Raw genomic sequence first — 22,977 nt, 5'->3', positions numbered from 1 at the left:
GCAGTCGCGCGCCTGAGCCGCCGAGGTGGTCGGAAACGTCGATCCAGTCCTTCGAGACGTCGACACCGTAATAGAGCTTGTCCGTCATTTCGACCTCCCGCACCATAGGGGAAGGGTCCGCACGCCGGATTGTATGCGGGTTATGCCCAGACTTCCGTTCGCGTGTAAGACCGTGATGCCGGCGGCTTTCGAGATGCCCTCGGTCGCAAGACCAATCCACGTCCGAAATGCCGCCGGCATCCTACTCTCTCATCTCAGAGAGCGACGCCAACATACAATCCACGGCGCCCCTGGCGACGGCCGTGGCGGACGGTGCCCACGCCCCGCCCGAAAAGCCATGCGGACCGACGAAAGCGGTTGAAACCCCTTTCACCGCCCCCACTTGCCTGACTGTCCCTGCAAGCGTGGAAGGGGAGCCTCCCCTTCTCCGTCCCCTGTCGCAGACGATCCCTTGGGCGCGGTCCGGGCCCCCGGCCGCGCCCTTTTTATCGCCTCCGTCAGGCCAGGCCGAAGCCGAGGACCAGGCCGGCGATGGCCAGCACGGCGAGGATCGCTCCCCACATGACGCCCCCACGACGCGGCGTGCGGCGGTGCGGCTGTACGCGGCTGCCGTAGTGCTCGGTGCCCTGCTGCCCGGCCCCGCCGGCGGCGCGCTGCTCGCGCAGGTCGGCCTCGGCGGCGGAGCGGGAGACGCGGTTGCCGCTCGCCTCGCTGTCGGTGCCGAGCGGGCTCGCCGCCGGGTCGTGCTGGCCGATCTTGTCGCCGGTGCGGCCCTGGTCGATCTGGTCGCGCACCCGGCCCGCCTCGATGTCGCTGTGCTGGCGTTCCGCCATGGTCCGGTCCTCGCATGAGTGGTCGGGGTCTCTGCGAGGAACGGAGGGCCGGCGGGGGTGGGTTCCCTACTCGCCGGCGGCGGCGGCCTCGGCGGGCGCATGGTCCGCAATGCTGACGGGTCCCTGGTCGTCCACCTCGACGAAGCGGTCGGCGAAGAAGCCGTTGAAGCGGGTGCGCAGGGCGTTGGAATAGGCGCCCATCATGCCGACCTCGATCCAGTCGCCGGTGCGCACGTCCGACGGCAGCCAGAACGGCCCCGGCATGGTGTCGATGCTGTCGCAGGTGGGGCCGTAGAACTTGAACACCGCCTCCTCGCCCACCGGCCCCGGGCCGTCCAGCCGGTGCACCCGCATGGGGAAGACCGGGCCGAGCAGCTTCAGCTCCGACAGGCCGCCGTAGACGCCGTCGTTGAGGTAGAGGCGGTCGCCGCGGCGCAGTTCCACCCGCGTCAGCACCGACATGCCGGGCGCCACCAGCGCGCGGCCGGGCTCGCACAGCAGCCGGGCGCCCTGCAGGCCGGGATGGCTGGCGAAGGCGCGGCCGATTTCCTCGGCGAAGGCGGCGAAGGGCGGCTCGTCGCCGCGGTAGCGGGCGGGGAAGCCGCCGCCGACGTCGATGGCGTCGACCGGCGTCTTGGACAGGTCCACCGTCTTCGCCACGGCCTCCAGCGCGCGGGCGTAGGCCGAGGGCGAGATGCACTGGCTGCCGACGTGGAAGGTCAGGCCGACCCGCGCCGCCCGCTTGCGGCAGGCCCGCAGGATGGGCGAGGCGAAGCGCGGCGACTGGCCGAACTTGCCCGACAGGTCCACCAGGGCGGCGCTCGACCCCATGGCGACGCGCACCATGAGGGTCAGGTCGCCGGCGTTGTCGGTGGCCGTCAGGATCTTGTCCAGTTCCTCCATGTGGTCGAGCGCGAAGACGCGCACGCCATGGTCGAAGTAGGCCTCGCGGATGGCCCCCGGATGCTTCACCGGGTGCATGAAGTACAGCCGACTGTCGGGGAACAGGTCGCGCGCCGTGCGCACCTCGGCGATGGAGGCGACGTCCCAGTGGGTGATGCCGCCGGCCGCCAGCGCCGAGAGGATGTAGGGGTTCTCGTTGCACTTCACCGCGTACATCACGTCGCCCGGGAAGGCGTCGATGGCGGCGGCGGCCGCGGCGCTGAACTCGTGCGGCCGCAGGCAGTACAGCGGCGCGTCGGGCGGCGCGGCTTCCAGGGCCTCGCGCGCGGTGTCGAAACGGCGGAGCATGGCGCCTCCGGAGGGGGCGCCCGGCCCCCGCCCCGGCGGGAGTCCCGGACGCCGTCGTGGATCCAGGGTCGAGCCTATACCGGAGCGACCCGCTGGGCCAAGGGCCACACGATGACGCTTTTGCGGCACCGCCGCGCCTCGCCCGCCGCGGCCTCAGCCGAGACGGGTCACCCCCTGGCCCAGATTGGTCGTCAGGAAGGCTTCCGTCCGCTGGTTGGCGAGCTTGGCGGCGTCGGCCTTGTAGTGGGTGGGGTCTGTCTGGCGCGCGAAGGCGTGGCTGGCCCCGGCGTAGGAGTACATCTCGATCTTCGGATGCTTGGCGAGCGCCTCGCGCATGCGGGCCTGCTGGTCCTTGTCGACGAACTCGTCCTCCTCGGCGACGTGCAGCAGCAGCGGCGACGTGATGCCCTTGGCCTCGGCGGCGTACTTGTCGATGTTGACGCCGTAGTAGCCGACGGCGCAGTCGGCATCGGTGCGGCAGGCGGCCAGGTAGGCGAGCAGCCCGCCCAGGCAGTAGCCGAGGGTGCCCACCTTGCCCGTCGTCTCCTTCATGCCGCGGGCGTGGGTGATGGTGTCCTGGACGTCGCGCAGGCCGGCGTCGAGGTCGAACCTGCCCATCAGGTCGAAGGCGCGCTGCAGGTCCTGCTCGTTCACCGGATCGAGCTCGATGCCCGGCTCCAGGCGCCAGAACAGGTCGGGGCAGATGGCGGAATAGCCCATCTGCGCCAGGTTCTCGCAGATGCGCCACATCTCCTTGTTGATGCCGAAGATCTCCTGGCAGACCAGCACGCAGGGCGCCGGCTGCAGGGTGGCGGCGGGCGCGAAGTAGGCGCGGAAGGTGCCGTCGCGGCCCTCCACATGGATCATCCGGCCGACGGTTTCGCGGGTTTCGGTGACGGGATCGGGCCCTTCCAGATCGGCCATGGCGGTTCCTCCCTCTCACGGCGGTGGTGGCGGGTTCCTGTAGAACGGAGCCCGCCTCCGCTTCGTTCCCGTCAGGAGGTCTGCGCCGCCAGCGGCGCGGGACGCCCGAAAAGGTAGCCCTGGAGGTAGTCGGCCCCGGCGGCGCGCAGCCAGGCGGCTTCGGCCTCCGTCTCGACGCCCTCGCAGACGGTCGGGATGCCGAGTTCGCGCGCCATGCGCAGCAAGCCGCCGAGCACGGCCGCCTTGAAGGCGTCGCCGTCGACGCCCTGCACCAGCCCCATGTCCAGCTTCACGAAGTCCGGCCGCACCTCGTGCAGCAGGTTCAGCGAGGCGTAGCCGGCGCCCAGGTCGTCGAGCGCCACCTTGAAGCCGGCGGCGCGGTAGACGCGCAGGATGTTCTTCAGGTGGTCGAGGCTTTCCAGGCTGTCGGCCTCGCCGACCTCGAAGACGATGTTCTCGGGCGGAATGCCCGCCGCCTCGATGAGGCCGACGGTGGAGCGCAGGCAGTGGTCGGGGTCGTAGATGGCGGCCGGGCTGAAGTTGATGAACAGCCGGCCCTTGAAGCCCGCTGCGGCGGCGGTGCGCACGGCGCAGGCGCGGGCGGCGAGGTCGACCGGGAACAGCATGTCGGCGTCGCGCGCCGCGGTCATGATGCGGCCGCCGCCGATCATGTCGCCCCCTGCGGTGATGCCGCGCACCAGCGCCTCGACGGCGAAGGACCCGCCCTCCGTCGTCACGATGGGCTGGAAGTGGCTGGTCAGGCGGTCCTCGGCCAGCAGGCGGTCGAGCCACACGGCTTCGCTGCGGGCGGCGACGCGGGCCAGCGTGGTGACGCGGCCGAGGGCGTCGATGTCGGCCGGCGTACCCTGGGGCAGGAACAGCGCCCGCACCGCCTGCGCCTCCACCGGCGTCAGCGCGGCGGACAGGAGGCCGGCCACCTGGGCGAGCGTCTCGGCGGCCACGGGCACCTCGGCCCGCGCGGCGGTGCCGGCGGTGGTGACGGGCAGGCCGGCGTCGCGCACGGCGGTCAGCAGCTTGCGGGCGACGTGGCCGGCCGGCCACCACAGGTAAAGGGTCCCGCCGGTATCGGCGAGCGGAGCGGGGCGTCCGCAGCTCGCACAGGGCGACGCGGCAGGCTTGATGGGCGACTGGATCATGAAGACGGCTTCCTCGTCCATGGCTGGGGACCGGGATACGGAAGGATAAGGGCTCACACGAACGTACGGCGCCCTACGGCCTTCGGATCATCGATATACCTTTTCACCACAGCGCGAGATCGTCGGGCCGGCGCCGTCGCCTCAGGGGGCGTGAACCTCCCCCTCCACCCGCGTCAGCAGATCCGTGAAGAAGGCCTGCTCCGCCGGCGTCAGGCCGGCGTGGCGATCGAGGAAGGGCGCCACCGGGCGCGCTGTGTAGCGACCTACGAGGATGCCGTCGCGCCGGATCAGGTGGTCGCGCACGAAGTCGGCGGCCTTGCCGTGGCAGATGGTGCACTGGCGGCGGAACAGCGGCGGCGTCTCCGCCTGGGCCAGCAGCATGGTGGCCAGCGGCCCGGCGTCCGCACCGGCCCCACCGTGGCGGCCGAGGAAGCGGGCCAGGCGCTCCGCCGTCAGGCCGCGGCCGGCCAGGACCTCGTGGGCGAAGGGGCCGGCGTCGCCGTGGCAGGCGGCGCAGCGGTCCTCGAACAGGCGGTGCAGATCCTCGGCGGCGGCCGGCGCGCCCGAACCGCTCAGGACGATGGCGGCGGCGACGGCGGCGAGGACGAAGCGGATGGCGCGCATGGCGGCCTCCCGGACGATCGGTTCCCCTCTCCGACTCCGATGATGGCACGAACGATGCACCACCACGACCGCAAGGCGTGCGCTGCAGCCATGCCTTGACCCCCGGTCCGGCCGTGCGACAATGGCTTCAACCGCTTCATTCACAAGGGATTGCCTCTCGCATGACCGTTCTTGCCCGCATTTCCGCCCGCCTGCGCGGCCTGGCCGCCGCCGGTCTCGCCGCCGCGGCGCTCACCGCCTGCGCCCAGCCGGCGCCGGTGCCCGACTTCGCCGACCTGCGCTGGACCAACAAGCAGGCCATGACCTTCCAGACCAACGACAAGGTCGTGCAGTCCGACTTCCAGCCGAGCTTCCAGCCGCCCTATGTGGAACACCTGATGCCCCTGCCGCCGGAACGCGCCCTGCGCACCTGGGCGGAAGACCGCATCGCCGTCACCGGCACCAGCGGCGTGCCGGGCGAGGTCGGCGGCCTGCGGGTGGTGCGCTTCGTCATCCGCGACGCCTCGGTGCGCGAGGAACGGCTGCAGACGTCGGAAGGCGTGCGCGGCTTCCTGAGCGACGAGCAGGCGTGGAAGTACACCGCCCACATCCAGGCCGACCTCGAAGTGCTGCGCGACCGCACCGTGCTCGCCAGCGCCACCACCGAAGGCTACCGTTCCAAGACGCTGGGCGAGAAGGCCAGCCTGAACGAACGCGAGGAGGTGTGGTACGCTCTGGTGGTCGACCTGATGCAGGATTTCGACGCGGCCATGGCGCAGAACGTCCGCCGGCACCTGGGCGAGCATCTGGTCGGCCAGTAAGACCGGCCCCGACGCTTCGGCCGGCGAGGGGACGCCGCGCCGGAGCCGTTCGGAGGCATGGGGAACGCGGGGGAGGGGGACGACCATGGCGCAGCGTCGCGTCCGGGTGCGGGAGGCGTGGTGCGCAGGGGCCGCGGCCGTGCTGCTGCTGGCACTGCTGACGGCCTTCGCCGCGCCGCTCGCGACCGCCGCCACGCCGGCCCAGGGCGACCGGCCGCTGCGCTCGGTGACCCTGCAGCTCAAGTGGACCCACCAGTTCCAGTTCGCCGGCTTCTATGCCGCCGTCGCCAAGGGCTTCTTCCGCGAGGCCGGCTTCCACGTGGAGCTGCGCGAGGGCGGCCCGGCCGTCGACCCCGCCGTGGCCGTGGCGGAAGGCCGCGCCGACTTCGGAGTCGGCACCGCGTCGCTGCTGCTCGACCTGGCGGCGGGGCGGCCGGTGGTGGCCGTGGCGCCCATCTTCCAGCACTCGCCCTTCGTCATCGTCGCGCTGCGCCGCCCCGGCCTCGACGACATCCCCGACCTGCGCGGTCGCACCATCATGGCCGAGGAACACTCGGCGGAGCTCGACGCCTATCTGGCGCTGGCCGACATCACCGTGGACCGGGTGCCGCACACCGGCGACGTCCGCGACCTGGAGGCGGGTGTCGTCGACGGCGCCACCGCCTATACCACCACCGAACTCTACGACCTGGTGCGCTACGGCATCCCCTATCAGGTGTTCAACCCGCGCGAGATGGGGATCGACTTCTACGGCGACACCCTGTTCACCAGCCGCCAGCTGGCCCGCGACGCGCCCGAGACGGTGCGCGCCTTCCGCGACGCCGCCCTGAAGGGCTGGCGCTACGCCCTCGCCCACCCCAACGAGATCATCGACCTCGTCGCCACGCGCTACGCCCCGGGCATGGAGCGCCGCAAGCTGGAGTTCGAGGCCGAGGAGATCCGCCGGCTGATGATCGCCGAGGTGGTCGACGTCGGCTACATGCACGCCGACCGCTGGCGGGCCATTGCCGATACCTTCGCCGCCGCCGGGCTGGTGCCGCCCGACCTGCCGCTCGACGGCTTCCTGTTCGACCCGACGGTGCCCGAGCCCGACCTGCGGTGGTTCTACGGCGGCCTGACCGCGGCCGCGGCCCTGGTGCTGGCGGCCTTCCTGGTGACGTGGCGGTTCCACGCGCTCAACCGCGCCCTGCGCCACGAAATCGCCCTGCGTCGGCGGGCCGAGGCGGAGCTGACGCGGCAGGCCATCACCGACCCGCTCACCGGGCTCTACAACCGCCGCCACTTCGACCAGGAGGCGGGGCTGGCGGTGCGGCGGGCGCGCCGCGCGCAGGAGCCGCTGGCGGTGCTGTTCCTCGACCTCGACCACTTCAAGCAGGTCAACGACGGCCACGGCCACGCCGTCGGCGACCGGGCGCTGCAGGCCTTCGCCGACCTGTGCGCCACGACGCTGCGTGACATCGACATCCTCGGCCGCTACGGCGGCGAGGAACTGGCCATCGTGCTGCCGGGCGCCACCGCCGAGTCGGCGCGGCAGGTGGGAGAGCGGCTGCGCGAGTTGATGGCGACCCTGAGCGTGCAGGCCGACGACGGCACGCCGGTGCGGCTGACCCTGAGCGGCGGGGTGGCGGCGCTGGATGCCGGCGACGATTCCATCGACGCCGTCCTCGGCCGCGCCGACGCCGCCCTCTACGACGCCAAGAGCCTGGGCCGCGACCGCATCGTCGTCGCCCCGCCGCCGCGGCGCATCAGCGCCTGACCGCCTGACCGCCTGAAGGCGGCCAGGCTGGTCCTGTTTGCGCTCTGTCGCGGTCGCGCCAGAGCTGCGTTCACGCGCCACGCAGGCTCCCGCGCCTGACCGGCGCGGGGGCGCAGTCGCGCCCCTGATCGCGGTTTCCGAGCCTGTTTGATCGGAAACCGCTCTACTCCAGCTCGCGCACCACCCGGAAGCCGACCACGTAGCTCCACACGTCGGCGGCGTTGCGGGCGCGCGACGCGGAGGCCGACAGCAGCGGCACGTAGTACCACGCGCCGCCGCGCATCACGCGGTCGCGGCAGGCGGGATCGGGCTGCCACGGTTCCTGGGCGCCGGAGGGCGCGCCGTCGGCGGTCCAGCAGTCGGCCGTCAGTTCCCACAGGTTGCCGGCCGTGTCGAGCAGTCCCCAGGCATTGGCGGGGTAGTTGCCGACGGCGAAGCTGCCGCCGTGCTCGACGATGGGGCCGTCGCAGCCGCGGCAGTTGGCGCGGCCCTCGGTCATGGCTTCGCCCCAGGGGTAGAGGGTGGTGGTGCCGGCGCGCGCCGCCCATTCCCACTCCACTTCCGACGGCAGGCGGTAGGTGTGGCCGGTGCGGGCGGAGAGCCAGGCGACGTAGGCCTCGGCGTCGGCGAGGCTGACGTTGATGACCGGCCGGTCGCCGCGGCCCCAGCCGTGGTCGTCCTGGCCGCCGCGGCAGGCGCCCTCGGCGACGCAGGCGCCCCACTGGCGCCAGGTGACTTCGGTGCGGCCGATGGCGAAGGGGCGGACGACGGTGGCCTCGCGCGGCGCGGCGTCGGGCACGCGGGCGTCACCCAGGGTGAAGGTGCCCGGCGGCACCGCCACCATCTCGGGGCACGCCGGGCAGTCGCGGAAGGGCTCCCCCGCCGCGGCGGGGAAGGCCGCCATCAGCAGCACGCCGGCCGCCGCCGCCGCCAGACGCCGCCGCATCACTCGGCCAGGGCGCTGTCGAAGAAGGTCAGCACCGCGCCCGTGGGATTGCCGATGTCGTCGCGGTACGGCAGGAAGGCGGCGTGGAAGCGGGTGCCGTCGTGGGTCAGGTCGAAGCGGTCGACCAGGCCTTCCTCCACCACCTTGTGCAGGCGGTCGCGCAGGCCCGGCAGCTCCGCCTTGCAGGTGACGGCGGTGATGGTCTGGCCGATGTCGGTCGGATGCAGGTCGAACAGGCGACGGGCCGGCTGGTTGTAGCGGGTGACGCGCAGGCCGCGGTCGATGGCGACGATGGGGAAGCCGATGGACCGCAGGATGTTCTCGAGGTCGGCGTTCACCCCCGCCAGTTCCGACGACTTGATCTGCAGTTCCTCGTTGACCGTCGTCAGTTCCTCGTTGGTCGACTGCAATTCCTCGTTGGAGGTTTCCAACTCCTCGTTGGAGCTTTGCAGTTCCTCGTTGCTGGCCTGCAGTTCCTCGTTGAGGGACTGGAGTTCCTCGTTGGCGGTCTCCAGTTCTTCCACCACCGTCTGCAGGTTTTCGCGCGTCGCGACCAGTTCCTGCTCCAGTTCCTGGACGCGGGGATCCTCGTCGAGGCCGGGGCGCGGCTCGCTCATGGTGCCGACGGGGGCGACCGCCGGCTCGAAGCACACCATGAACAGCTCGTCCGTCGACAGCGCCAGGGGGCGGACGGAGACGCGCACCGTGATTTCCTGGTTGTCGTGGTAGAACGAGGTCGCCGGTCCGGCCAGTTCGGTGCGCTTCTGGTGGGCGCGCACGAACACCGACCGCAGTTCCGCCCGCAACTCGCGCCGCACCATGGTGAAGATGTTCAGGTCCGGCGTGCCCTGACCGATCTGCAGGTAACTCTGCATCTCGCCGTGGACGTGCAGGATGCGGCCGTCGCGGTCGACCAGCGCCGTCGGCGGCGCATAGGCGGCGATGAGGGCCGCCATGGCGACGTCGTTGAGCGACACCTCCTTCGGCTCCCGCCGTCCGCGCACGGCGTTGCCGTCGCTGCCGCGCGGCTGGAAGCTCGCCATCTGTTCGCGCGTCTGCGGCCGGGCGTCGCCCAGGCGGCGGAACAGCTTCCACTTCTTGTCGACCGTGTGGAACCGGCTGGTGGCGGCGCCGATGGTCTCCGACTTGCCGAGCAGCAGGTACTTCCCCGGGTTCAGGGCGTAGTGGAAGATGTTGATGACCTTCTGCTGCAGGGCCGCGTTGAAATAGATCAGCAGGTTGCGGCACGAGATCAGGTCGATGCGCAGGAACGGCGGGTCCTGGATCAGGTCGTGCTTGGCGAACACGATCATGTCGCGCACCGACTTGACCACCTGGTAATATCCGCCGCGCGCCAGAAAGTACCGCGACAGCATCTCGCGGCTCATGTTCTTCAGCGCCGCGTCGGGATAGAGCGCCTTGCGGGCACGCGCCAGGGCGTCGGCGTCGATGTCGGTGGCGAAGATCTGGACCTGGTAGTTGCCCAGCCGCTCGCCCAGGTGCTCCGACAGCAGGATGGCGAGCGAATAGGCTTCCTCGCCCGAGGCGCAGGCCGCCACCCAGATGCGGATGGTATCGCCCGGCTTCTTGTCGCGCACCATGTCGGGGATGACGCGGGCGAGCGTTTCATACGCCTGGTCGTCGCGGAAGAAGCTGGTGACGGAAATGAGGATGTCGTTGCGCAGCGCCTCCAGTTCCTGCGGCATCTCGGTGACGTAGGCCAGGTAGTCGGCCAGCGCCTCGCAGCGGCAGGCGGCCATGCGGCGGCGGATGCGGCGGGTGATGGTGGTCTTCTTGTAGCCCGTGAAGTCGACGCCGAGGCGGTTCTTCACCATCAGCAGCAGCCGCTGCACAACGTCGGAGTTCTCCTCCTCCACCGCGATGTGGGCGCGCTTGGGGTTGGTGAGGAGTTCCAGCAGTTCCTCGCCCATGCGGTCGGGCGTCATGACGAAGTCGACGCAGCCCGTCTCCACCGCCGCCCGCGGCATGCCGGAGTAGCGGGCGCTCTCCTCGTCCTGGGCCATGGTGATGCCGCCGGCGGCCTTGATGGCGCGCACGCCGTGGGCGCCGTCGGACCCGGTGCCCGACAGGATGATGCCGACGGCGTGCTCGCCCTGGTCCTCGGCGAGGCTGGCGAAGAAATAGTCGGCCGAGGGCTTCGGCCCGATGGCGGCGTGCGGCTCGCGCAGGGCGAGGACGCCGTCCTCGATGTCGAGGTCGTTGTTGGGCGGGGTGATGTGGATGACGTTGGGCTCGACCCGCAGGCCGTCGGTGATCTCCACCACCTTCAGGTCGGTCTGGCGGGCCAGCAGCTGGGTCAGCATGCTCGGGTGCTGCGGCGCCATGTGCTGCACCACCACATAGGCCATCTGGCTGTCGGCCGGCAGGTTGGTGATGAGGTGGCCGAGCGCCTCCAGCCCGCCCGCCGACGCGGCGATGCCGACGATCGTCACCTTGCGGCGCCGGCCCCGTCGCGAGGGTGCGGCCTCCTCGATCGTGTCGTCCACGGTATCGTCGGGCATTCAGCCCCTCCCCTCGTCCTCGCTCGGCCCTCGCGGACCCCCTAGTGTGCCGCAGGTGGTCGTCGCCGCCGCCCTGGCTGAAGGATAGGCGGCATCCCACTCGTCACGCACGGAAGGGTCGCCTTCGTGGTCCCGAAAGTTCTCGTAGCACGAAATATATCCTTCCGGATCGACAAGTCTAGCCAAACACCAGACCGCCGCCCCGCGAACCAGCGGCGACGGGTCGGTACAAGCCGCCTTTCGCGCCAATGGAGCGAGTGTGCGATCGCCCGAATTCCCTATAGCCACGAAAACATTACGTATGAAGCGGTCGCGGCCGATCCGTTTTACTGGCGAAACGGTGAACAGCGACCGAAACCCGGCATCGTCCAACTGCGCGAGATCCGCCAGCCGCGGCGCCATGAACTCGGCCCGCGGCTGGAACGCCGCGTGCGGCGTCGGGCGGGCGAAGCGGTTCCACGGGCACACGGCCAGGCAATCGTCACACCCGTAGATGCGGTTCCCCACGAGCGAACGCAACTCGCGCGGGATCGGCCCCTTGTTCTCGATGGTGAGGTAGCTGATGCAGCGGCGGGCATCGATCTGCCGCTCGGCGGTGATGGCGCCCGTCGGGCAGGCCGGCAGGCAGCGGCTGCACGAGCCGCAGTGGTCCGATTCGGGCGGGTCGGGCTCGACGTCCAGCGTCGTCAGGATCTCGCCGAGGAACAGCCACGAGCCGAAGCCGCGCGACACCAGGTTGGTGTGCTTGCCCTGCCAGCCGAGCCCAGCCTGCGCGGCCAGCGGCTTTTCCATCACCGGCGCGGTATCGACGAAGACCTTGATGTCGCCGCCGAAGCGCGCGATCAGCCACTGGCCGAGGGTCTTCATGCGGCCCTTGATCCAGTCGTGATAGTCGCGGTTGCGGGCGTAGACCGAGATGTGGCCGCGGTCCGGGTGGTCCTGCAACGTCCGCGGATCGAGCCCGGGGCCGTAGTTGGCGCCGAGCACGATGCCGGTCACCGCCTCCGGCCACAGCGCCTGCGGATGCGCCCGGCGCTCGGCGGTCTCGGCCATCCACGCCATGTCGGCGTGCCGCCCCTCGGCGAGGTAGGCGTCGAGGTTGGCGCGCACCTCCGCCGGCAACATGGCGCGGGTGAAGCGCACGTCGTCGAAGCCGAGGCGGCGGGCCTCGTCGGTGATCGCCTGCTTGATCGACATGGCCGCCACATAGGCGCGCGCGGGAGGTTATGCCAGCGGCGCGATGTCTCCCCGCGCCTGATCCTCGTCGAAGCGGGCGGCGAACTCGGCCAGCCGGCCCTCCTGGATGGCGCCGCGGATGCCGCGCATGAGGTCCTGGTAGTATTGCAGGTTGTGCTGCGTCAGCAGCATCATGCCGAGGATTTCCTCGCAGCGGATCAGGTGGTGCAGGTAGGCGCGGCTGTACTGGCGGCAGGCGGCGCACGAGCACTCGGCGTCGAGCGGGCGCGGGTCGTCGCTGTGGCGGGCGTTGCGCAGGTTCACCGTGCCGCGGCGGGTGAAGGCCTGCGCCGTGCGGCCCGAGCGGGTCGGCAGCACGCAGTCGAACATGTCGATGCCGCGCATGACGGCGCCCACCAGATCGGCCGGCTTGCCGACGCCCATGAGGTAGCGCGGCTTGTGCTGCGGCATGAGCGGCGTGGTGAATTCCAGCGTCGAGAACATGGCCTCCTGCCCCTCGCCGACCGCCAGGCCGCCGACGGCGTAGCCTTCGTAGTCGAGGGCGTTCAGGGCTTCGACGCTCTCGCGCCGCAGGTCCTCGAACACCGAGCCCTGGACGATGCCGAACTGGCCGTAGCCGGGGCGCGCGACGAAGGCCTTGCGCGACCGTTCCGCCCATCGCATGGACAGGCGCATGCTTTCGGCCGCCTGCTCGTGGGTGGCGGGGAAGGGCGTGCACTCGTCGAAGGCCATGGTGATGGTGGCGTCGAGCAGGTGCTGGATCTCGATGGAGCGTTCCGGCGTGAGGTGGTGGCGCGAGCCGTCGACGTGGCTCTGGAAGGTGACGCCGTCCTCGGTCAGCTTGCGCAGCTTGGCGAGGCTCATCACCTGGAAGCCGCCCGAGTCGGTGAGGATCGGCCCGCGCCAGTTCATGAAGTTGCGCAAGCCGCCCAGCGCCGCCACCCGCTCCGCCGTCGGGCGCAGCATCAGGTGATAGGTGTTGCCGAGGATGATCTGCGCGCCGGTCGCCCGCACCTCCTCGGGGCGCATGGCCTTCACGGTCGCCGCCGTGCCGACCGGCATGAAGGCGGGCGTGTCGATGGTGCCGTGGGCGGTGTGGACGCGCCCGAGGCGGGCGGCGCCGTCGGTCTTCAGAAGCTCGTAGCGGAAAACGTGGGTCACGCGGGAATGTCCTCGTCGCAGCGTTCCAGCAGGCTGCCGTCGCCGTAGGAATAGAAGCGGTAGCCGGTCTCGACGGCATGGGCATAGGCCGCCTGCATGCGGGTCAGGCCGCAGAAGGCGCTGACCAGCATGAACAGGGTGGAGCGCGGCAGGTGGAAGTTGGTCACCAGCCGGTCGACCATGCGGAAGCGCCAGCCGGGGGTGATGAAGATGTCGGTCGGGCCGCTGAAGGGATGCAGCACGCCGCTCTCGTCGGCGGCGCTTTCCAGCAGGCGCAGGGCCGTGGTGCCCACCGCCACCACCCGGCCGCCGCCGGCGCGGGCGGCGTTGATGGCGGCCGCGGCCTCGGGCGTCACCTCGCCGATCTCGGCATGCATGCGGTGCTCGGCGGTGTCGTCGGCGGTGACCGGCAGGAAGGTGCCGGCGCCGACGTGCAGCGTCACGAACACCCGCGACACGCCGCGCGCCTCCAGCCGGGCGAGCAGGTCGGGCGTGAAGTGCAGGCCGGCCGTCGGGGCGGCGACGGCGCCTTCCTTTTCCGGCGCGGCGTAGACGGTCTGGTAGTCGGTGCGGTCGCGCTCGTCGTCGTCGCGGCCCATGTAAGGCGGCAGCGGAATGTGGCCGTGGGCCTTGAGCGCGTCCATGAGCGCCTGGCCGCCGCGGTCGAACTTCAGCCGCACGTCGCCGCCGTCCTTGTCCTCCACCAGGGCCTCGAAGCCCTCGGCGAAGGTGATGGTCTGGCCCGGCTTCAGCTTCTTGGCGCCCTTGGCGAAGGCGCGCCAGGTGTCGTCGGCGAGGCGCATGTGCAGCGTCACCTCCACCTTGGCCTCGCCGCGCCGGCCCAGCAGGCGGGCGGGGATGACGCGGGTGTCGTTGAACACCATCACGTCGCCGGGCTGCAGCAGGTCCGGCAGGTCGCGCATGATGCGGTCGTCCAGGCCGTCGGGGCGGACGTGCAGGCAGCGCGCCGAGTCCCGCGGCGAGACGGGACGGTCGGCGATACGGTCGCGGGGAAGGTCGAAGTCGAAGGCGTCGACGCGCATGGGGCGGTGGTTTCGGCGGCTGTGGTGCGGAAGCGGCGGCAGGCGGCCCCCATATGGGGAGCCCCGGCCGCCGAGGGTATGCCCCATGGCGGCGGCGCGGGCAAGGCCGGTCGCCGGCCGGCGGCATCATGCAGTGGCGGCGCCGCCGGGGCAAGGTGACCGCCGCCGTTTCCGCCACGGAAACGTTGCGGGTCCGCAGCCGGCGCAGACGCGGGCGCCGCGCCGCCTTATCTTGCTGGGACCGGAACCAGGAGACCGCCGCCATGCCCATGCCCGTCCTGTTCGTCAGCCACGGCTCGCCCACCCTCGCCCTCGACCCGACGCCCGCCCATCAGGCGCTGCGGGCGCTGGGGCAGGACCTGGCGCGGCCGACCGCGGTGCTGGTGCTCTCGGCCCACTGGGAGACGGCGGTGCCGACCGTCAGCACGGCGGCGCGGCCGGAGACCATCCACGACTTCTACGGCTTCCCGCAGGCGCTGTTCGACATCCGCTATCCCGCCCCCGGCGCCCCCGCCGTGGCCGCCCGCGCCCATGCCCTGCTGGACGCGGCGGGCTTCGCCCCGGCGATGGAGGAGCGCGGCCTGGACCATGGCGCCTGGGTGCCGCTCGGACTGCTGTTCCCCGAGGCGGACGTGCCGGTGTTCCAGGTCTCCGTCGTCCCCGGCCGCGACGCCGCCTGGCACCGGCGGCTGGGCGCGGCGCTCGCCCCCTTGCGCGACGAGGGTGTGTTGATCCTCGCGACGGGCGCCGTCACCCACAACCTGCGGGCCGTCGCCTGGCGCCAGAAAACCGGCCCCGGCCTGCCGTGGGTGGAGGCCTTCGGCGATGCGGTGGCCGACCGGGTGACGCGCGGCGAGAGCCTCGACGACTGGACGGCCCTGCCCCACGCCGCCGACAACCACCCCTCGCCCGAACACTTCCTCCCGCTCCCCGCGGCCCAGGGCGCGGCGGCCGGCGCCGCCGCCAAGGCGGTCCACCGGAGCACCGAATACGCCGCCCTGCGCATGGACGTCTACCGCTGGGCGTGAGGATCGGGGGCATGGGATCGCGCTGAAACGACGCGACGCCCGGCCCTCCACGACCTGCCCGGCCTCGGGCCGGGCAGCCGCGGCTCCGCCGTCGCCGGCCGTCAGTCTTCCAGTTCGGCGCGGGCTTCGAAGCGGTAGGGATGGGCCGGGTAGACGCCGAGGATCTTCACCTCGCGCGAGAAGAACTGCAGTTCCTCGAAGGCCAGCCGCACGCTGCGCTCCTCCGGGTGGCCTTCCACTTCGGCCAGGAACTGGGCGGCGACGAAATGGCCGTCGACGATGTAGCTCTCCAGCTTGGTCATGTTCACGCCGTTGGTGGCGAAACCGCCGAGCGCCTTGTAGAGGGCGGCCGGCACGTTGCGCACGCGGAACACGAAGCTGGTCACCACCGGGTGGGGCGTGTCGCGCGGCGGCGTCACGGCCTCCTCGGCCATGATGAGGAAGCGGGTGGTGTTGTGGGTCTCGTCCTCGATGTTGGCGCGCAGCGACACGAGGCCGTAAGTTTCCGCCGCCAGTTCCGACGCGATGGCGGCGATGGTCTTGTCGCCCTTCTCCGCCACTTCCGCCGCCGAGCCGGCGGTATCGGCGGCGACCACCGGGCGGATGCCCAGCTCGCGGATGATGTTGCGGCACTGGCCGAGCGCGTGAACGTGGCTGCGCACCGTGCGAATGTCGGCGATGGTGGCGCCCGGCACCGCCAGCAGGTGGTGGTTCACCGGCTGGTAGTGCTCGCCGATGATGTGCAGGCCGGAGCGCGGCAGCAGGTGGTGGATGTCGGCGACGCGCCCGGCCACCGAGTTGTCCACCGGGATCATGGCGTACTTGGCGAGCCCGTCGCGCACCGCCTGGAAGGTGTCCTCGAACGACGCGCAAGGCAGGGCCGTGAAGTCCGGAAACACCGCCCGGCACGCCAGATGGCTGTAGGCACCGGGGCTGCCCTGGAAGGCGATGGTGGTGGCGGGCTTCGACGTCTCGGCCATGATGGCGGCGGTCTCCGGAGGGGTGGATGAACGGATCAGATGTGGTCGGGGGGCGGCAGGGCCGACAGCATGCGGCGCGCCTTCTCCAGGTCTTCGGGCGTGTCGACGCCGAGCGGCACCGTGTCGACCAGCACGGCGTCGATGCGCATGCCGGCCTCCAGCGCGCGCAGCTGCTCCAGCCGCTCGCGGGTTTCCAGCACCGCCGGCGGCAGGGCGACGAAGCGTTCCAGCGCGGCGCGGCGATAGGCGTAGAGGCCGATGTGGTGATAGAGCGGGCCGTCGCCGGTGGGCGCCGTGGCGCGGGTGAAATAGAGCGCGCGGGCGCGGCGCACCCCGGGCGCGAGGCCACAGATCGCCTTCACCACGTTGGGATTGTCGCGCTCCGCCGGGTCGGCGATCTCGGCGATGAGGGTCGCCACGTCCACCGCCGGATCGTCCAGCGGCTCCAGGGCGGCGCGCACCAGTGCGGGGTCCAGCGTCGGCAGGTCGCCCTGCACGTTGACGACGACGTCGAAGCGGCCCTGCGGGTCGAATCGCTCCACCGCCTGCCACACCCGGTCGGAGCCGGACGGAAGGTCGGGATCGGTGAGCACCGCCTCGCCGCCGGCGGCCCGCACGGCCTCGGCGATCTCGGGCTCGGCGCAGGCCACCAGCACCGGACCGACGGCGGCTTCCAGCGCCCGCTGCCAGACCTGCACGATCATCGGCCGGCCGGCGATGTCGGCCAGCGGCTTGCCGGGCAGGCGGGTCGAGGCCATGCGGGCGGGGATGACGACGAGGGCGGAAACGGCGGTCTGGGACGTCATGGCGAATTCAGCCTGTGCGGGCAAGGGGCACGAAGGTATCGTTCCAGACGCCGGGGGGAAAGTCCCAAATGCCCGTCAAGTCCGCACCGGAGCGTGGACAGGACGGGCCGCAGCCGCTAACCTCCCGCGCGATTCGCTGCCCTGGCTCAGAACCGTTCGGAGAGGCGCATGTCAATAATCGGCAAATCCGTCGTCGCGCTCGCCGTGGCGATCGTCCTGGTGTTCGTCGTGAACGCCGTGGGCGACATCTACAACCCGACGCGCACGTTGGAAGAACCCGTTTACCGCGCCGGCCTCGACGGCGGCGCCGCCGCCCCGGCGAAGGCCGATGCCGCCGCCGAACCCGAGGCGGACATCTTCACGCTGATCTCCGAGGCCTCGGCCGACGACGGCGCAGCGGTATTCAAGAAGTGCACCTCGTGCCACACCATCGACGCCGGCGGCGCCAACCGCGTCGGCCCGAACCTGCACAACGTGGTCGGGGCGCAGATCGCCCATCACGACGGGTTCAACTACTCCGACGCCCTGGCCGGCCACGGCGGCGAGTGGACCTACGAGAACCTGGATGCGTGGCTGACGGACCCGAAGGCGTTCGCGCCCGGCAACAAGATGACCTTCGCCGGCATCAAGGACACCGCCGACCGCGCCGCCCTCATCAAGTACCTGATGGCCAATACCGAGAACCCGCCGGAGGTGCCGGTTCCCGCCGCGCCCGCCGCCGCCGAGCAGCCCGCCGAGGCCGCCCCGGCCGAGGGTGAGCAGCCGGCCGAGGGCGGCGAGCAGCAGGCCGCCGCCGAAGCGCCGGCCGAGGGTGCCGCCGCCGCCGAGGCTCCGGCCGCCGGTGGTGGCTTCGCCGCCCTGGTCGCCGCCGCCGACCCCGCCGTCGGTGAGAAGGCCTTCAACCAGTGCAAGGCCTGCCACACCATCGACGCCGGCGGTCCCAACCGCGTCGGCCCGAACCTGCACAACGTCGTCGGCGCCGACATCGCCGCCCACGACGGCTTCAAGTACTCCGACGCCCTGGCCGGCGTCGACGGCGAATGGACGGCCGACAAGCTGGACGCCTGGCTCGCCAACCCCAAGGAGTTCGCGCCCGGCAACAAGATGGCCTTCGCCGGCGTGAAGGACGAGCAGCAGCGCGCCGCCCTGGTCGCCTTCCTGCGCGCCAACACCGAGAACCCGCCGCCGCTGGGCCAGTGACACCAAGACCGGCACGCGCCGCCGCGCGACGCCCCGTCCCGGACCTCCGGGGCGGGGCGTTCGTTCTTTCGGCCCTATGCACTTCTTCCGGATTGACCCGGCGTAATCCTTTCGTCACCATCCGCGCCCATGAAACGGGTTGGAGCCGGTCCACCAGAAGCCGCGCCCGCCTGGGGGACTGAGGAAGAAAGGACGCAGATGGCCCTCGCCACCGGCTTGACACCGGCAGCCGCAACCGCTGCCGGCGGGGCTCGCAGTACGGCCGCCGCACTCGAAGCCATGGCCGGTGAACGGCGCACGGTGGGGCAGGCCTTGTCCTACTGGCACGCCATCCGCGGCCACCGCTCGCTGCCGACACTCGCCGACGTCGACCTGGCGGAATGCGGGCCGCTGACCGACAAGCTGTTCATTCTGGACATCCGCGACGGCATCCCCGAGGCGCCCTTCACCCACTGCGGCGGCTCGCTGTCCGCCGCCTTCGGCCGCAAGGTCGCCGGCAAGCGCCCGCACGACCTGATGCCGGCCGACGTCGCCGACCACCTGCTGGACCTGGTGCGCGCCGTCGCCGACTTCCGCCGGCCGCTGGCCGATGCCGCCACCATGCCGCGGGTACGCGGCGGCGGCGTGCTGAAGCACCGCATGGCGGTCATGCCGCTGGCCGCCGACGACGGCCGCACGGTCACCCACATCCTGGGCGCCTTCAGCTACCGCATCGACTGAGCGGCGCCGTCCAGCCACGCCAGCAGGGCGTCGCGGAACCCCGTCATGCTCTTGTAGGCCGCCATCTCCGGCGGCAGCGCCCGCACCGCCTCCGCCAGGGCGGCGGCGGTCGCGGCGTCGCGCACCACCGCCCGCAAGGGATGGATGTGGGTGCGGATGCCGAACAGCAGGGCGCCGCTGCGCGGCAGCCGCCGCAGGGTCTGGCGCTCCACCCGCAGCACCAGCCGGTCGGGCGCCGTCGCCGGCGTCACGTCGGTGCCTTCGACGCCGCCGTGGCCGGTCGGCTGAAAACGGCGGGCGTCGGCCTGGATGCCCCAGTTGGTGCGCCACACCGCCCGGTCCGCGGCCAGCCGGTCGAAGAAGCGGTCCACCGGCACCCCCAGGCGATCGGCGTAGCCCGGCACGGGGACGTGGATCGCCGCCATGGCGCGCCCCAGCTTGTCGGCCAGCCGCCAGCGGTTGGGGAAGCACAGGGACGCCGCCGTCAGCACCCAGCCCTCGGCGCCCCGCTCCATGAGGCAGAGGTCTTCCTGCACCCACCGCCCGGCGGCGTCGAGCGGCGCGACGCCCGGCTCGTCCAAGCGCCAGGACCGTCCCTGCGGCCCGTGCAGCACGGCGCCGTCGCGGCGGAACAGGGCGGCGTGGTGCTCCGTCAGGTGGGCGAGCAGGAGGTCGCGCGCTTCCGCCGCGGCCTCTTCCGATCCCGGCACGGCGCCCACCACCTCGTGCGGCCGTTCGGCCAGCAGCCGCTCCTTCTCCGCCACGTCGGCGGCCCAACCGGCGTCGAGTTCGATCCACTCGGCGGGCGCCAGGGCGCGCAGGCCCATGGCCATGCGATAGGGCGCGGCGTCGAGGAAGGGGAGATGGCGGGGCGGCGGCGGCGGTGGGGTCATGCCGCCAGCTTAGCCACGGCGGCGCGGCCCCGGCAACGGCGCCGATGCAGGCGGCGTTGCCCGCAAGGCGGCAGACCCTGCCGCGCCCACCGCCCAAGGAGGTTCCATGCCCGCCGAGACCGTCGCCCCGTCCGCCGCCGCCCGCGCCCCCGTGGTGGTCATCACCGGCGGTTCGGCCGGCGTCGGCCGCGCCACCGCCGAGCTGTTCGCCGAGGAAGGCTGGGACGTCGCCCTGCTGGCGCGCGGCGAGGATCGCCTGGAAGACGCCTGCGACGCCATCGAGGCCCTCGGCGCCCGCGCCCTCGCGGTGCCCTGCGACGGGTCCGACGCCGCCGCCGTGTTCGCCGCCGCCGAGCGCATCGAGCGCGAGTTGGGCCCCATCGACTGCTGGGTCAACGACGCCATGGTCACCCAGTTCGCCCGCTTCCAGGACATGACGCCCGCCGAGTTCAAGCGCGTCGTCGATGTCACGCTCATGGGCCAGGTCTACGGCACCATGGCGGCGCTGAAGGTGATGCAGGCGCGCGACCGCGGCACCATCGTCTGCGTCGGCTCCGCCCTCGCCTACCGCGGCATCCCGCTCCAGACGGCCTATTGCGCCGCCAAGCACGGCATCCGCGGCTTCCTCGACGGACTGCGCAGCGAGCTGATCCACGACGGCAGCGGCATCCGCCTCAGCACGGTGCACCTGCCGGGCCTCAACACGCCGCAGTTCCACTGGGCGCGCAACCGACTCGACCGCGAGCCGCGCCCGGTGCCGCCGGTCTACGACCCCAAGGTCGCCGCCGCCGCCATCCTGCGGGCCGCTCGCGAGGCCCCGCGCGAGCTGTGGGTGGGGGCCTCGACCCTGAAGATCGTGCTCGGCAGCATGGTGGCACCGGGCCTGCTCGACAGCCTGCTGGCCAACCAGGCCTTCAGCGGCCAGAAGGACGACATCGCCGCCCGCGACCGCCCCGACAACCTGTTCGAGGCCGCCCCCGGCGTCTTCGCCGCCCGCGGTCGCTTCGCCGACGAGGCACGGCAGACGGCGGTCACGGTCGACGGCGAGCGGGTGCGCAAGGGCATCGGCATGGCGGCCGCCGCCCTGGTGGCGGGCGCCGCGGCCTGGGCCGTCGCGCGGCGGCGCTGAGCCGTCACTTGGGCTTGCGCGCCGCCGCCTCCTTGGCGCCCTTGTGGCCGCGGTTCATCAGCACCATCAGCTTCTCTTCCAGCTGCTCCGGCGGGAAGGGCTTGGCGATGTAGGCGGTGACGTCGTGCGCCATGGCCTCCTCCACCGCCGGCTGGGTGGCGAGCGCGGTGACCATGAGGAAGGGCAGCACCGGGCGCACGCTGCGCACCTGCTTCAGCACGTCGATGCCCGACAGGCGCGGCATCATCCAGTCGCAGACGATGATGTCGTAATCGTCCTCGTGGTCGGTGAACAGTTCCAGCGCCTCGCGCCCGTCGCGGGCGACGGTGACGCTCTGCACGCCCATGTCGCCGAGCACCATGCGGATGTAGCCGGCCGCCGCCTCCTCGTCCTCCACCACCAGCACGCGCATGCGGGTGACGTCGGTGAAAGGCACGCCGGCGCGGCGCATCTTCTCGCCGAGCGCCGCGAGGCGTGCCGCCCCTTCGGCGCTGTCCTTGACGCCGGCCAGGAACTCGCGGATCACCGTCGGCCGCTGGCCGTAGCGGGTGAGGAGGGTACGGGCGCGCTTCATGCACTCGCCCTCGGTGAAGGCGCCCTCGGCGCACAGATCGAGGGTTTCCAGCACCTTCTGCGGCGGCGGCTTGTCCTTCTCGAAGGGCGCGAAGACCTGGTTGGTGCGGATGAAGAGCGCCTGCACTTGATCCAGCATGGTCATCCAGCGCAGGCGGTCGTCGGCGGGGAACAGCGAGGCCTTCACCTTGCGCTGCACCTCGGCCACCGACTTCAGCTTCTTCAGGCGCGTCTTGCTGCTGTCGAGCAGGCGGCCGGGGAAATCGCGGTCTTCCAGGAAACTGCGCAGATAGTCCTCGACGATGCGGCGGGCATAGGCGCCGAACACCACCGTCTGCAGGTCGAACAGCGTCTCGACCTTCTCCAGCACCGTCCGCCCTTCCAGCAGGTCCTGCAGCGCCCCCACCGACACCAGCCGCCCGACGCGGCGCTCCAGCGCCTCCGCCGTGGCGTGGCCGCCGATGAAGGCGTGGCCGTCGGGCTTCAGCGCCTCGGCGAGGCCGCCCACCAGCTGCAGCTCCGGGATCAGCTGGTTGACGCCGTAGATGTCGCCGCCGACCGCCGGCAGCAGGCGGTCCTTGCGGCCGAGTTCGCGGTGCAGCGCCCCCACCAGGGCCTGCCGCGCGCCGGCCATGGCCGGATCGCCCAGCACGGCGGCGAGGCGCGTCACCGCCGGCATGCGCTGGCGCACCGGCGCCTTGCCGTCCAGGACCTCCAGTTCCAGCAGCGCCCGCTCCGGCGCCAGCAGGCCGAGCATGACCAGGGCGTCCTCGATGACCAGGGTCACCGGGTCGACCCGCTCGCTGATGTCGTGCAGGGCGCCGGGCGAGCGGAAGATCTCCGCCAGCAGGCCGGCGACGGCGGCCTTGGCGGACGGCGGCAGCGCCTCGGCCTCCCACAGGGTGAGCAGGCGTTCGGCCTTGTCGGCCCAGTCGCGGCTGCCGTGCAGGGCCTGCGACAGGGCGGCGTCGATCAGGAAGGCCGCTTCGGCCGGCGACTCGGCGGCGGCCTCCAGCTGGCGCACCTGGGCGGCGAACTGGCCGGCCTTGGCCTCCGGCGGCTTCCCGGCGGCGAGGCGGGCACGGGTCTGCTTGAGGACGGCACCGACCAGCGCCACCAGATCGGTCAGGCGCTGCGCCGGCTTCACGTGCAGGCGCGGCGCCTGCAGGTCGGCGACGTGCTGCAGGGCGCTGCGGTAGGACCGGTCGCTCTCCACCTGCTTCTGCCAGTGCGGCGTATGCAGAAGCTCGGTCGGCGTGACGTGGTTGCCCTGCAGCCAGCCGACCAGCAGGCGGCCGAGCAGGAGGCGCGACTCGGGCAGGTAGAGGTCGTCCGGCTGCGTGCAGGCCGGCACCTCGGCGGATGCCGCGGCGTCGGAGTCGCTTTCGGGTTCGGCGGGCTGTGCCGCCTTGTCGCTCGTCATCTTCGGTTCTT

20 protein-coding genes are annotated in these 22,977 nt (G+C 71.9%); 6 read left to right on the top strand and 14 right to left on the bottom strand.

Annotated features, from left to right (window positions below):
- Positions 1 to 497 precede the first annotated feature (497 nt).
- The 5 genes from CRP50_RS21360 to CRP50_RS21340 all read right to left on the bottom strand — a co-directional run bounded on the left by CRP50_RS21360 (position 498) and on the right by CRP50_RS21340 (position 4,789).
- Entirely contained in the window at positions 498 to 833 is a 336-nt protein-coding gene (locus CRP50_RS21360) for a hypothetical protein (RefSeq protein ID WP_097281225.1), read from the bottom strand.
- A 66-nt stretch (positions 834 to 899) separates the two neighbouring features.
- Positions 900 to 2,084 (bottom strand): type III PLP-dependent enzyme, encoded by a 1,185-nt coding sequence (locus CRP50_RS21355; RefSeq protein WP_097281224.1) that lies wholly within the window; start codon positions 2,082 to 2,084, stop codon positions 900 to 902.
- A gap of 153 nt (positions 2,085 to 2,237) precedes the next feature.
- A complete protein-coding gene (locus CRP50_RS21350) occupies positions 2,238 to 3,008 on the bottom strand; it encodes a dienelactone hydrolase family protein (protein WP_097281223.1) in 771 nt (256 codons plus the stop codon).
- Between the two features lie 71 nt (positions 3,009 to 3,079).
- Positions 3,080 to 4,165 (bottom strand): EAL domain-containing protein, encoded by a 1,086-nt coding sequence (locus CRP50_RS21345; protein WP_097281233.1) that lies wholly within the window; start codon positions 4,163 to 4,165, stop codon positions 3,080 to 3,082.
- A gap of 141 nt (positions 4,166 to 4,306) precedes the next feature.
- Positions 4,307 to 4,789: a c-type cytochrome gene (locus CRP50_RS21340; RefSeq protein WP_097281222.1), complete on the bottom strand. Its 483-nt coding sequence runs from the start codon at positions 4,787 to 4,789 to the stop codon at positions 4,307 to 4,309.
- A 161-nt stretch (positions 4,790 to 4,950) separates the two neighbouring features.
- Here CRP50_RS21340 and CRP50_RS21335 point away from each other — a divergent pair, with 161 nt between their 5' ends.
- Both CRP50_RS21335 and CRP50_RS21330 read left to right on the top strand, forming a co-directional pair.
- The gene (locus CRP50_RS21335; protein ID WP_097281221.1) at positions 4,951 to 5,589 is read left to right on the top strand and encodes a hypothetical protein; all 639 of its coding nucleotides are present in this window, start codon (positions 4,951 to 4,953) and stop codon (positions 5,587 to 5,589) included.
- An 85-nt stretch (positions 5,590 to 5,674) separates the two neighbouring features.
- Positions 5,675 to 7,345: a diguanylate cyclase gene (locus CRP50_RS21330; RefSeq protein ID WP_097281220.1), complete on the top strand. Its 1,671-nt coding sequence runs from the start codon at positions 5,675 to 5,677 to the stop codon at positions 7,343 to 7,345.
- A gap of 163 nt (positions 7,346 to 7,508) precedes the next feature.
- On the opposite strand, the gene CRP50_RS21325 is transcribed toward CRP50_RS21330, so the two are convergent.
- The 5 genes from CRP50_RS21325 to queA are packed head-to-tail and all read right to left on the bottom strand — an operon-like array spanning position 7,509 to position 14,214.
- On the bottom strand, positions 7,509 to 8,291 hold the full coding sequence (locus CRP50_RS21325; protein WP_176525292.1) for a formylglycine-generating enzyme family protein: 783 nt from the start codon (positions 8,289 to 8,291) through the stop codon (positions 7,509 to 7,511).
- Complete coding sequence (locus tag CRP50_RS21320; protein WP_097281219.1) at positions 8,291 to 10,813, bottom strand: chemotaxis protein CheB; 2,523 nt, start codon at positions 10,811 to 10,813, stop codon at positions 8,291 to 8,293. Before CRP50_RS21320 ends, CRP50_RS21325 begins: the two co-directional genes overlap by 1 nt.
- A complete protein-coding gene (queG, locus tag CRP50_RS21315; protein ID WP_097281218.1) occupies positions 10,814 to 12,010 on the bottom strand; it encodes a tRNA epoxyqueuosine(34) reductase QueG in 1,197 nt (398 codons plus the stop codon).
- Between the two features lie 27 nt (positions 12,011 to 12,037).
- Positions 12,038 to 13,171, bottom strand: a complete 1,134-nt coding sequence (tgt, locus tag CRP50_RS21310; protein ID WP_176525291.1) for a tRNA guanosine(34) transglycosylase Tgt — start codon at positions 13,169 to 13,171, stop codon at positions 12,038 to 12,040.
- Positions 13,168 to 14,214: a tRNA preQ1(34) S-adenosylmethionine ribosyltransferase-isomerase QueA gene (gene queA, locus CRP50_RS21305; RefSeq protein WP_097281217.1), complete on the bottom strand. Its 1,047-nt coding sequence runs from the start codon at positions 14,212 to 14,214 to the stop codon at positions 13,168 to 13,170. The genes tgt and queA overlap by 4 nt, the downstream gene beginning before the upstream one ends.
- Before the next feature lie 263 nt (positions 14,215 to 14,477).
- Between queA and CRP50_RS21300 the strand changes: the two genes are divergently transcribed.
- A complete protein-coding gene (locus CRP50_RS21300) occupies positions 14,478 to 15,242 on the top strand; it encodes a DODA-type extradiol aromatic ring-opening family dioxygenase (protein ID WP_097281216.1) in 765 nt (254 codons plus the stop codon).
- Positions 15,243 to 15,343: 101 nt separating this feature from the next.
- Here the strand turns inward: CRP50_RS21300 and CRP50_RS21295 are convergent, their stop codons facing one another.
- Entirely contained in the window at positions 15,344 to 16,222 is an 879-nt protein-coding gene (locus CRP50_RS21295; protein WP_097281215.1) for a prephenate dehydratase, read from the bottom strand.
- Positions 16,223 to 16,257: 35 nt separating this feature from the next.
- Positions 16,258 to 17,028 carry a 3-deoxy-manno-octulosonate cytidylyltransferase gene (locus CRP50_RS21290; RefSeq protein WP_097281214.1) on the bottom strand — a complete coding sequence of 257 codons (771 nt, stop codon included), beginning with the start codon at positions 17,026 to 17,028 and terminating at the stop codon, positions 16,258 to 16,260.
- Positions 17,029 to 17,196: 168 nt separating this feature from the next.
- On the opposite strand from CRP50_RS21290, the gene CRP50_RS21285 reads away from it, so the two are divergent.
- Complete coding sequence (locus CRP50_RS21285; RefSeq protein WP_097281213.1) at positions 17,197 to 18,228, top strand: c-type cytochrome; 1,032 nt, start codon at positions 17,197 to 17,199, stop codon at positions 18,226 to 18,228.
- A gap of 279 nt (positions 18,229 to 18,507) precedes the next feature.
- A complete protein-coding gene (locus tag CRP50_RS21280; protein WP_176525290.1) occupies positions 18,508 to 18,948 on the top strand; it encodes a PAS domain-containing protein in 441 nt (146 codons plus the stop codon).
- Here CRP50_RS21280 and CRP50_RS21275 read toward each other — a convergent pair.
- Complete coding sequence (locus tag CRP50_RS21275) at positions 18,933 to 19,841, bottom strand: heme-dependent oxidative N-demethylase family protein (protein WP_245913604.1); 909 nt, start codon at positions 19,839 to 19,841, stop codon at positions 18,933 to 18,935. The genes CRP50_RS21280 and CRP50_RS21275 overlap by 16 nt on opposite strands.
- A gap of 106 nt (positions 19,842 to 19,947) precedes the next feature.
- Here CRP50_RS21275 and CRP50_RS21270 point away from each other — a divergent pair, with 106 nt between their 5' ends.
- Positions 19,948 to 20,970 carry an SDR family oxidoreductase gene (locus CRP50_RS21270; protein WP_097281211.1) on the top strand — a complete coding sequence of 341 codons (1,023 nt, stop codon included), beginning with the start codon at positions 19,948 to 19,950 and terminating at the stop codon, positions 20,968 to 20,970.
- Positions 20,971 to 20,974: 4 nt separating this feature from the next.
- Here the strand turns inward: CRP50_RS21270 and CRP50_RS21265 are convergent, their stop codons facing one another.
- Complete coding sequence (locus CRP50_RS21265; RefSeq protein ID WP_097281210.1) at positions 20,975 to 22,966, bottom strand: response regulator; 1,992 nt, start codon at positions 22,964 to 22,966, stop codon at positions 20,975 to 20,977.
- Positions 22,967 to 22,977 lie beyond the last annotated feature (11 nt).

Origin of the sequence: Caenispirillum bisanense (assembly GCF_900230255.1) — a bacterium.
Lineage (GTDB): Bacteria > Pseudomonadota > Alphaproteobacteria > Rhodospirillales > Rhodospirillaceae > Caenispirillum > Caenispirillum bisanense_A.
This window is presented reverse-complemented; position numbering and strand designations above follow the sequence as displayed.